At 71.1% G+C, this 10,642-nt stretch carries 5 protein-coding genes; 2 read left to right on the plus strand and 3 right to left on the minus strand.

All coding sequences use genetic code 11. The features are described 5' to 3' along the window. Nucleotides 1–147 precede the first annotated feature (147 nt). Both AB1634_16935 and AB1634_16940 read right to left on the minus strand, forming a co-directional pair. Nucleotides 148–2,916, minus strand: a complete 2,769-nt coding sequence (locus AB1634_16935; protein MEW6221201.1) for a PAS domain S-box protein — start codon at nt 2,914–2,916, stop codon at nt 148–150. A gap of 3 nt (nt 2,917–2,919) precedes the next feature. Further along, nucleotides 2,920–3,744: a transporter substrate-binding domain-containing protein gene (locus AB1634_16940; protein ID MEW6221202.1), complete on the minus strand. Its 825-nt coding sequence runs from the start codon at nt 3,742–3,744 to the stop codon at nt 2,920–2,922. Nucleotides 3,745–4,016: 272 nt separating this feature from the next. Between AB1634_16940 and atpD the strand changes: the two genes are divergently transcribed. Further along, nucleotides 4,017–5,420 carry a F0F1 ATP synthase subunit beta gene (atpD, locus tag AB1634_16945; GenBank protein MEW6221203.1) on the plus strand — a complete coding sequence of 468 codons (1,404 nt, stop codon included), beginning with the start codon at nt 4,017–4,019 and terminating at the stop codon, nt 5,418–5,420. 104 nt (nt 5,421–5,524) lie between these two features. Here the strand turns inward: atpD and AB1634_16950 are convergent, their stop codons facing one another. Next, a complete protein-coding gene (locus AB1634_16950) occupies nt 5,525–7,093 on the minus strand; it encodes a DEAD/DEAH box helicase (GenBank protein MEW6221204.1) in 1,569 nt (522 codons plus the stop codon). Between the two features lie 904 nt (nt 7,094–7,997). Here AB1634_16950 and AB1634_16955 point away from each other — a divergent pair. Further along, nucleotides 7,998–10,642 (plus strand): hypothetical protein (locus AB1634_16955; protein ID MEW6221205.1); only part of this gene is annotated, 2,645 nt, incomplete at its 3' end.

A 10,642-nucleotide genomic window follows, 5' to 3' on the forward strand; every position in this document is an offset into this window, starting at 1 on the left:
CCGCGCAAGGCAACCCACAGGTCCCACGGTGGCTCCCATAGCTCCCATGGACCCATGGGACTTACAGGACCTCTGGGACCTGAGGGAGACCACCGTGGCGGACTTCCGGCGTGCTATCCCTTCGGGTGTGCCCCGCCCATGGCTCCCTCACGTGGCCTGGCCGGCGCCGGCCACGACCTGGGCCAGGGTCTGGGCGATCTCGGCCGGCTGATAGGGCTTGGTGATGTAGCCGTCCATGCCGGCGGCCAGACAGCGCTCCCGGTCGCCGGCCATGGCGTGGGCGGTCATGGCCACGATGGGGGTGCGGCTTCCTTCCAGGCTGCGGCAGACCCGGGCGATGAGCTCCTGGTGGGCTGGCAGATCGGCCGGCTCGCCGGCCTCACAGGCGCGGATGATGGCGGTGGCGGTGATGCCGTCCATCTCCGGCATCTGCACGTCCATGAGCACCACGTCGAAGCGCTGGCAGGCCAGGGCCTCCAGGGCCTCCAGGCCGGAGGCGGCCAGCGCGACCTGATGGCCCTGGTTTTCGAGCAGGATCCGCGCCAGCTCGCGGTTGAAGGCATTGTCCTCCACCAGGAGGATGGCCAGTCTGGGGCTGGGTGGGCTGCCGGCCTCCTCGGTGTCGCGGTCCGGGGCGGCCTCGGCTGCGGCAGGGAAGGCCTTGGGCAGGGCCACGGTGAAGGAGAAGACCGTCCCCAGGCCTGTCTCGCTGTCCACCCCGATTCTCCCGCCCATGAGCTGCACCAGCTTCTTGCAGATGGCCAGCCCCAGCCCGGTGCCGCCGGCCCGCCGGGTGACGCTGTTGTCGGCCTGGAAGAACGGCTCGAAGATGGCGTCGCGCACCCCCGGCGGAATGCCCGGCCCGGTGTCGCGGACCCGGAAACGGAGGACCGCCGCGGTGCCGGTGGCGGAGAGGGTTTCCACCTCCACCCGGACCTCGCCGGTTTCCGTGAACTTCACCGCATTGCCCACCAGATTGAGCAGCACCTGGCGCAGCCGCAGGTCGTCGCCGGTCAGAAACGGATGGGTCGACTCGGCGATCTGCCAGGACAGCCCGATCCCCTTCTTGTCGGCCTGGAGCTGGAAGGCGCGCCCCACCGAGGCCAGAACCATGCGCAGATCGAAGGTCCGGGGGCTCAAGGCCAGCTCACCGGCCTCGATCTTCGAAAAATCCAGGATGTTGTTGACCAGGCTGAGCAGAAAGCCCGCCGACTCCTCCACCACTTGCAGGTAGTGCCGCTGCTCGGCGCTGAGGTCGGTGGCCAGCGCCAGGCTGGTCATGCCGATGACGGCGTTCATCGGCGTGCGGATCTCGTGGCTCATGTTGGCCAGAAACTCGCTCTTGGCCCGGCTGGCCTGCTCCGCCGCCTCCCGGGCCTGGCGCAGGTGCTGCTCGGCCCGTTTCCGCTCGGAGATGTCCCGGGAGACGTGGACCACCTGCTCCAGCCGGCCGGAGGCGCTCTTGATGGGGAAGGTGTGGATATCCACGTAGTGCTCCCGGCCGGCGTGGTCGCAATGGACATGCTCCTGGTGGGCTGGCCGGCCGGTCTGCACCGTCTCCGCCAGGGGACACAGGTGGTTGGGCGGGCCGCAGGGCCGGTGCAGCCGGTGGGTAACCTCGAAGCAGGGGCGGCCGAGGATTTGCGCCCGGTCGAGGCCCAGCTCCCGGACAAAGACCTCGTTGGCATCGATAATCGAAAAGTCCTGCACATTGATCAGGCAGATGGCCTCCTCGATGCTGTTCAGGATGGTCTCGCTGGTCTTGCGGACGTCGTTGAGCGCCGCCTCGGCCCGTTTCCGCTCCGTGATGTCCCGGACAAAAGAAAAGAAGATGCCGGCCATGGTAGCATCGTGATTGACGCTGATCTCCACCGCCACCAGCCGGCCGTCCCGGTGGCGGTGCACCGTCTCGAAGCGGTCGCCGCCGGTGGCGATGATCCGCTCCATGTGCTGGTCCACGTCCGCCGGGGTCTCCTGGGCCTCCAGGTCAGGAATGGTCAGGCCCAGCATCTCCGCTTCCCGGTAGCCGAGCATGCGGCAATAGGCCTGGTTGGCACTGAGAATCCGGCCCTGGCGGTCGCAGGTGAAAAAGCCGTCCATGGCCCGGCTGAGGATGATGGAGCTTTTCTGCTCGCTGGCCCGCAGCTGTTCCCGGGTCTCCTGCAGCTGGCTGATCTTCCGGCGCAGGACCGCGTTCCGGTCTGCCAGGGAGCCCAGCATCCGGGTATGGACGATCTTGTTGTCGGCCAGCCGCTGGCGCATCCGCTCGATGGCCAGCACGACGTTCTCAAGCTCGTCCTCCTGTGCCATCGGGCCCCGGTGCAGGGTGAGGGGCCGGTCCGGATGCTCGAGGTTCAGCTCATCAAAGTAGGCGGAGATCCTGCCCAGATGCCGGATCACCAGCTGGTTGAGCGCGCCGTAGAAAAGCAGGGCCAGAAGCGAGATCTGGATGGTCTGGACGACCACGCTGGACAGGGCCTTGGCGGTGAGGTGCTGCCGGATGCTGTCCAGATTGAAGACCACCTCGAACGAGCCCAGCGCCATCGACCGCCCCTTGTAGAGGTAGGTGAGGGGCCAGCGGCAGGTCCGGCTGTTCTGGGCCGACACCTCGCCAGCGGCGGCAAAGATCTGGCCGTCACTGGTTTCGACCGCCGCGTACTCGATGGAGGGATGGTGCAGGATGCCCTCCAGAAGGATGAGGGCCTGCCGCCGGTCGGAGGTCCAGAGGTTCTGGGCCAGGACCGGCCGGTAGCTGACCTCGAGGTCACGCTCCTTGGCGCTGATGGCCCGCAGCTCGTTCTGGTAGCTGGTGTAGACGCTGCCCGCCGTGGTCACCAGAATACCAGCCAGACTGAAGCCGACCAGGAAGATGAGCAGCCGGCCGCTGGTCGTGTGCCAGATCCGGGGGGCGCGCATGGGCTACTGGGCCCCCTCGTCCCGGGCCCGCATGAGTCCAGCCCCATGCATCCGGTCGTAGGTGCCGTCGTCTTGCATCCCCTGGAGGGCGGCGGCCAGGGCCGGCACGAAGGCCCGGTGTCGCTCGTGCAAATAGATGAAGAAGTCCTGGGTGACCAGGGGCGGCTCCAGTATCCGCACCTGGGCGGCAAGCCCCCTCTTCTCGCGCACGTGGCTGCCGAAGAGCCGCTCACAGATGGCCACATCCACCCGGTCCTTGACCAGGAGGGTGAAGAGCAGGTCAACCGAGTCCACCGAGGTCAACGATCGGGTCTGGGGGAGGCTCTGCTCGGCCAGCTTGTGGCCGCGGATGATCGCCACATCCAAAGGGGCGAGGTCCTGCCAGCTGCGGATAGCCAGGTCGCTTCTCCTGGTGAAGACGACAAAGTCTGCCCTGGCATACACGGCCGGCACCTGCACCAGGTGGGGATACCGGGCGCTGAGCCCCGGAATCCGGCCGCAGTCCCCGTCTTCCAGGCCGGCGTCAGCGTTCAACAGCGCCCGCTCGGCGGGCAGGCTCTGGATCACGACCTCAAGGCCAATACGCCGGAAGGCCTCGTGCGCCAAGCGGTCGGCGATGCCGCTCTGGTCCGGGTAGTGCCAGGGCGGATTGCCGGGGGTGTTGAGGACCAGAGGCTGGCCGGCCCGCGCCGGTGCGGCGGCCGACAGGAGCAGCAGCAGGAGAGATACGAGGGCCGGGAGCCGCTGCCGGCATCCGGCTGCCGCCGGCAGGCGGGTCAGGGGCGAGGGGGCTTGCCTCCTCATGGCATGGCTCTGGACTGCCGGCATGGGCATCCTCCGAATGGCGTCAAGCAAGATTCCGGCGCAAAGAGGGGTCTCACACCCTAAACGCTTAGCTAAACGCCTTCGGGGGAATCCTGTCAACCGGATTCCCCGGGCCGCGGCTGGTCAGAGCGCATGGTGAAGTCGCCCGAGACGCTTCGCTCCTCTGTCGTACCGGGCGGTTGACGGCCGCCTGCTCCTTGTTCTAGCCTCGACGCAGGCCGGCGGCCACGGGGGAGACCAGATCCCCGAGGACCGCTGGCCCGGGAGGACCTGGTATGGCAGCCGGTGACGACAGCACCGACACCCCCCGCTTCTGCGGCCAAGTGGTGGCGGTGCGGGGCACAGTGGTGGATGTCCGGTTTCCGGATGGGCTGCCGCCCCTGGATGCTGCCTTGCATTGCGAGCTGGACGGAGACGGCGTCATCACCGCGGTGGTGCACTCCCATCTCGGCGCGGCCACGGTGCGGGCCATGGCCATCGACTCCACCCGAGGCCTGAGGCGGGGGGCGCCGGTGGCCAGCTCCGGGCAGGCCCTCAGCGTGCCGGTGGGAGCAGGGCTCATCGGCCGGGTGTTCGATCTGCGGGGCCGGCCGCTGGACGGCGGGCCGCCGTTGCCCCGCGGCCGGACCCTGCCCCTCCTGCGGCCGCCGCCCCCGCCTTCCGCCCGCCGGGGTCTCGGCGAGGTCTATCCCACCGGCATCAAGGTCATCGATCTCTTCTGCCCCTTCACCCACGGCGGCCGGGTGGCGGTCTTTGGCGGCGCCGGGGTAGGCAAGACCGTGGTCCTGACCGAGTTCATCCACAACGCAGTAGCCAATCTCAAGGGCGTGGCGGTCTTTGCCGGCATCGGCGAGCGCTCCCGGGAGGGGCGGGAGCTGTGGCAGGAGCTGCAGGATCGCGGCTTCATGGACCGCACCGTCATGGTCTTCGGCCAGATGCACGAGCCGCCCGGCGCCCGCTTCCTGGTGGGCCTGGCCGCCCTGTCCGTGGCCGAGTATTTCCGGGACCTGGAAGGCCGGGACGTCCTCCTCCTGGTGGACAACCTCTACCGTCACGTCCAGGCCGGCATGGAGGTGTCCGGCCTCCTGGGCCGGCTGCCTTCCCGGGTGGGCTACCAGCCGACCCTGGCGGCGGATATCGCCAGCCTGGAGGAGCGGATCACCGCCACTGAGCGGGGCGACATGGTCTCGGTGCAGGCGGTGTACGTGCCGGCGGACGACTACGCCGACCCGGCCGTCACCCATGCCTTCTGGCACATGGACAGCGCCCTGGTCCTGTCCCGGGAGGTGGCGGCGGAGGGGATCTACCCGGCGGTGGACCCCCTGGCCTCCTCCTCGAAGGCCCTGGACCCGGCCATCGTCGGCAGCGCCCACTACGAGGCCGCCCAGGCGGCCCGCCAGGTGCTGGGCCGCTACCACGAGCTCAAGGATCTCATCGCCATGCTGGGGCCGGACGAGCTGTCGGCCCAGGACCGCCAGCTGGTGGGCCGGGCCCGCCGGCTCCGGAATTTTCTCTCCCAGCCCTTCTTTGTCGCCGAGCACTTCACCGGTACCCCCGGCCGCAGTGTGCCCGTGGCCGCCACGGTGGCCGGCGTTCAGGCTGTTCTCGACGGCGCCTGCGATGACCTTCCGGAGGAGCGCCTGTTCATGATCGGCGAGCTGGCCGAGGCTCTGGCCTAGGGCCAGGCCATGAGTGACGCCAGATTAAAGGAGAGTGATCACAGGGTAACAGATTTTGATAAGTTCGTGCGACGCCGAGCCGGAAGCGGCCGGGGAAGCCACGCTCATCCGGCCCCCTGCCAGGCAAGCAGCTCCGCCAGATCCTGGCGTGACAGGCCCTTCATGATGGCAGCGTCGTCTTCCTGGACGAGGGTGGCGGCCAGCTGCCGGCGGTCCTCGATGAGACGGTGGATCTTCTCCTCCAGGGTGCCGGTGGTGATGAGCTTGAAGACCTGCACCACCGACCTTTGGCCCATACGGTGCACCCGGGCCGTGGCCTGCTCCTCCCGGGCAGCGTTCCACCAGCGGTCGTAATGGATCACCGCCTGGGCGGCGGTGAGATCGATGCCCGTGCCGCCGGCCAGGAGGCTGGCGCAAAAGACCCGCACCTCCGGATCCTCCTGGAAGCGGCGCATCTCTTCCTGGCGCCGGCTCATGACCATCTCCCCCCGCAGGCCGGCGTGGGCCACTCCGATCCTGTCCAGGTGCCGGACGATGAGATCGAGCATCCGGGTGTACTGGCTGAAGACGACCACCTTGAGGCCCGCCTCCAGGCACTCCTCCAGAATCTCCACAAAGAGGTCCCACTTGCCGCTGCCGTAGCGCTCCAGGTCATCGCTGCCCTCCACCAGGCACGGGTGGTTGCAGATCGCCTTGAGGGTACCGATGAGGGTGAGGATCTCCAGATAGGGCAGGCGGTCCGCGTCGGCGTCGGCCAGCTGGGCCGCCAAGCTCCGGCCCCGCGCCTCAATGGCGTCCCGGTACAGCTTCACCTGGTCGTCGGCCAGCTCGCAGAGACGCACATCCTCGATCACCGCCGGCAGCTCGGTCAGGACCTGCTGCCGGCTGCGGCGCAGGATGAAGGGCCGGACCAGGCGGGCCAGGGCCTGCCGGTGCTGGCTGGCACCGTCATCCGCTGCCGCGCTGCCGTACAGACGGCCGAAGTGGGCGTTGCTGCCCAGAAGCCCTGGCAGGCACAGATCAAAGAGCGCTTTCAGGTCCCACACCGAATTCTCCACCGGTGTGCCGGTCAGCCCCAGGACCACCCGGGCCTGCAGGCGGCTGGCCGCGGCATAGACCTCGGTCCGGGCGCTCTTGAGGTTCTGGGCCTCGTCCAGCAGCACGAGGTCCAACCGCAGGCCGGCGAACAGCTCAGCGTCCTGGCGCAGGATGCCGTAGGTGGTCAGGATAAGGGCCTGGTCCGCCAGCTCGGCCTGGTGCCGGCGACCGCCATGATGGATCCAGACGGAAAGGTCGGGATAGAAGCTGCGGATCTTGTCCACCCAGTGGGGCACCACCGAGGTGGGGGCCACCACCAGCACCCGGCGGCCGCTGCCGTGCCGGAGCACCTGCTGGACCAGGGCCAGGGCCTGATGGGTCTTGCCCAGGCCCAAGTCGTCGGCCAGGATCCCTCCCAGGCCATAGCGAGCCAGGGCCGCCAGCCAGGCCAGACCGTGCCGCTGGTAAGGCCGCAGATGGTCGGGCGGCTCCTGAAGCGGCTCGTCCTGCCAGCCGGCAAAAGACAGCAGCCGGGTCAGGCCCGCCGCCGCCTCCGCCGGGCGGGTCGGCCAGGACCTCCCGGTTGCGAACCAGGAAGTCGAGAACATCGTTGGCCGGGACCAGTTGGGGGGCATCCCCATCCTGTCCCTGAGCGGCGGCCAGCGCATCCAGCAGGGTCAGGCCGAAGGCTGCCAGGCCGCTGGCCAGGCCGGCGGTCTGCAGCCGGGGCACCCGCACCGACAGGGCCGGCTCGGCCGCCGGCCCCTGGCGAGCCACGAGCCGGAAGAGGCCGCCGTCCCCTGGCGCCAGGCTCAGAGCCAGGGCCGGTGCGCGGCGGCTCAGCACGCCGGCCAGCCAGGTCCAGATCGAGCTGTCCTGGAGCTGGCCCTGGGTACGCTGGCCGCGCTGGTTGAGGGCTGCCTCGTTCTCGGTGACGGCCAGATCCTGGAGCTCCCGGAACAGGGCCGGCAGCGCTGCCCAGGGCTCGCCGGCAGCCGGGCTGGCACCGGGAAGCCAGGCCGGGAACAGGGCGGCCCCCTCCAGCCGGTCCGCGCAGAGCCAGGCCCTCGCGCACCGCCGCCGGCTGGAACCAGGGCTCCAGCAAGGCCGGCAGCCCCAGCCGGTTGGCAGCTTTTCGCGGCAGGTCCCGGATACGGTCATGGGCAGAGGTCAAGAAGGCAGCAGGGGGAGGAAAGGCGGCACGTTACCACGTGCAAGCGATCCTGGAAACCCCAGGACGCGGCCTGCAGCCGGCGACAGCGCCGGTCGCCGGGGTGGCCGTCCGGCGCCGGCACCGGGCTGCGGATTTCCGGACACCTGTGTCCGTCAATCCGGAAATCCTCCGACTTCCCCGGCGGTAGGTCCTGGCTCCCCGCCAGGCCGACCGCCGGGATGACTCCGATTCCTTGAATCATTCCAGCAGATTGGCCAGGCGGCCCCCATCCTCTTGCCATCAAGGCATTTATTTTGCATAAGCCCAGCTCTGATTGCATGATCTGCGCGAGAGACCCCAGTCACCAGCCACGGGAGGAAATTGTCATGAACTGCCGCAAACGCTATTCGCGCCTGGCCATCACCCTGCTGTTTCCTTTGACCCTCGCGGCACCGGCCTGGGCCGGCAGCCTGACTGACACCGGCACACCGGGCACCGCCGGCACCCCCGGGATTGACGGCGATCCGGGTGGGCCGGGCGGGCCGGGCGGCGCCGGCGGCGCGGCCTCGGCCATCCTCGTCAACACCGACGCCAGCAATACCGCCACGGCCACGGGTGGTGCCGGCGGCGGCGGTGGCGCTGGCGGCCGGGGCGTAGACGGACCCGATCCGGACAGCCAGGCCGATGGCGGTGGTGGCGGCGCTGGCGGCCTGGGCGGCGACGCCCTGGCCCAGGCCGGCGCCTCCCCGGCGGCGGGCAATGCCAGTGCCAACGCCACCGCCACCGGCGGCCGCGGGGGAACCGGCGGCGCCGGCGGTGCGGCAGCGGGCGGCGGCATCCCGGGTGTGGCTGGCAACGCCGGGGGCGGCGGCCAGGCCACGGCCGCTTCTGCCGCCACCGCCGCCGGCACGGCCAGTGCCACCACCAGTGCCACCGCCACCGGCGGCGCTGGCGGCCACGGCACCGGCGCCGGCAATGCCGGTGACGGCGGCGGCGCCGGTCTGGGCACCGTCAGCGGCACCTCGGGCAGCGGCACGGTGTCCGTGACCGGCGTGGCGCAGGGCGGGGCCGGTGGCAGCGCCGCCGCCGGCTCCAGTGGCGCGGCGGGCAGCGGCGCCGCCGTCTCCCTCACCGATGCCGTGGACGGCACCACCACCGGCGGCACCTCTCTCTATCAGCACGCCTATGGCGGCGACAGCGGCAACGCCTACGATGGTGCCGATGGCACCGCCGGCAGCGCCGAAAGCCACCTCACCAAGACGAAGAGCGGCGGCACCCTCTATGTCCGCACCACCGGCCAGGGCGGGGCTGGTGGCTCCCGCAACGCGGCCAGCGGCACGGCGGCAGGGGGCGCCAGCGGCACGGCCACGGCCAGTGCCAGCAACGACGGCGGCTCCGCCCGGGCCGACACCCAGGCCCAGGGCGGCGCCGGCGGGGTTGGCTACTACGGCGCCAGCGGCGGTGGAGGCGGCGGCGCCGCCGCCTTGGCCGAGGCCGCCACCACGGGCAACGGCAACACGGCGAGCGCCTATGGCTCGGCCCAGGGTGGGGCCGGCGGCCATGGCTACTATGCCGGCGCCGCCCGCCAGGCGGGGGCCGGCGGCTCTGCCAGCAGCCAGTCCACCGGCACGGCCGGCGGCAACAGCGCGGTGGGGGTGGGCGACGTGGCGTACGGTGGCGCCGGTGGCGGCATCTACTCCAGCGGCGCCGGGGACGGCGGCGCCGGTGGGGCCGCCACCTCCCAGGCCACGGGCAGCAATGCCGGCAGCCAGTCGGTCTCCGTTGTCAGCACCGCCCGGGGCGGTAACGGCGGCGTGGCCAGGGGCAGCGGTCAGGCCGGCGGCAGCGGTGGTGTGGCCAGTGCCGCGGCCACCGGCTCCTCGTCCGGCGGTGGCTCGGTCTCGGTTGCCGCCAGCCAGACCGGTGGGGATGGCGGCGCCGGCTACGATGGCGCGACCGGCGGCGCCGGCGCCCATTCCCTCCTCACGGACGGGGTGAGCGGCGCCACTGCCGGTGGCCTCACCCTGACCCAGACCGCCATTGCCGGTGACGGCGGCGCCAGTGATACCGGCAGCGCCGGCCAGGCCGGCAACGCCTCCTCCAGCCTCACCGCCGCCAACGCCGGCGGCGGCACACTGAGCGGCCAAATCACCGCCACCGGCGGCCGGGGTGGCAGCGGCGTCACCGGCAGCCACGGCGGCAACGCCACCGGCAGCGCCGCCCTCAGCTCGGCGGCGATCAAGGACGTGACCGCCAATGTCACCGCCACCGGCGGCCAGGGGGGTGCCGGTACCGGCGCCGGCACGGCCGGTGACGGCGGCGGCGCCAGCCTGGGCGCGGTCAGCGGCACCTCGGGTGGCGGCACGGTGTCCGCGACCGGCACGGCCCGGGGCGGGGCGGGCGGCAGCGCCGCCTCCGGCACCAGCGGTGCGGCGGGCAGCGGCGGCGCCGTCTCCCTCACCGATGCCGTGGATGGTACCACCACCGGCGGCACCTCTCTTTATCAGCATGCCTATGGCGGCGACAGCGGCAACGCCTTCGATGGTGCCGATGGCACTGCTGGCAGCGCCGAAAGCCATCTCTCCAAGACGAAGACCGGCGGCGGCACCCTCTATGTCCGAACGACCGGCCAGGGTGGGGCCGGCGGCTCCCGCAACGCGGCCAGCGGCACGGCGGCAGGGGGCGCCAGCGGCACGGCCACGGCCAGGGCCAGCAACGACGGCGGCTCCGCCCGGGCCGACACCCAGGCCCAGGGTGGCGCCGGCGGGGTTGGCTACTACGGCGCCAATGGTGGTGGCGGTGGCGGCGCCGCCGCTCTGGCCGAGGCCGCCACCACGGGCAACAACAACACGGTGGTCTCCTACGGCTCGGCCCAGGGTGGGGCCGGCGGCCATGGCTACTATGCCGGCGCCGCCCGCCAGGCGGGGGCCGGCGGCGCTGCCAGCAGCCAGTCCACCGGCACGGCCGGCGGCAACAGCGCGGTGGGGGTGGGCGACTCGGCGTACGGCGGGACCGGAGGCGGCATCTATTC

Source organism: Thermodesulfobacteriota bacterium, assembly GCA_040755095.1.
Taxonomy (GTDB): Bacteria; Desulfobacterota; Desulfobulbia; order Desulfobulbales; family JBFMBH01; genus JBFMBH01.

Excerpts from the sequence above, each read along its gene's own strand:
- AB1634_16940 (MEW6221202.1), bottom strand. The coding sequence starts at position 3,744 with ATGCCGGCAGTCCAGAGCCATGCCATGAGGAGGCAAGCCCCCTCGCCC.
- AB1634_16935 (MEW6221201.1), bottom strand. The coding sequence starts at position 2,916 with ATGCGCGCCCCCCGGATCTGGCACACGACCAGCGGCCGGCTGCTCATC.
- atpD (MEW6221203.1), top strand. The coding sequence starts at position 4,017 with ATGGCAGCCGGTGACGACAGCACCGACACCCCCCGCTTCTGCGGCCAA.
- AB1634_16950 (MEW6221204.1), bottom strand. The coding sequence starts at position 7,093 with ATGCCCCCCAACTGGTCCCGGCCAACGATGTTCTCGACTTCCTGGTTC.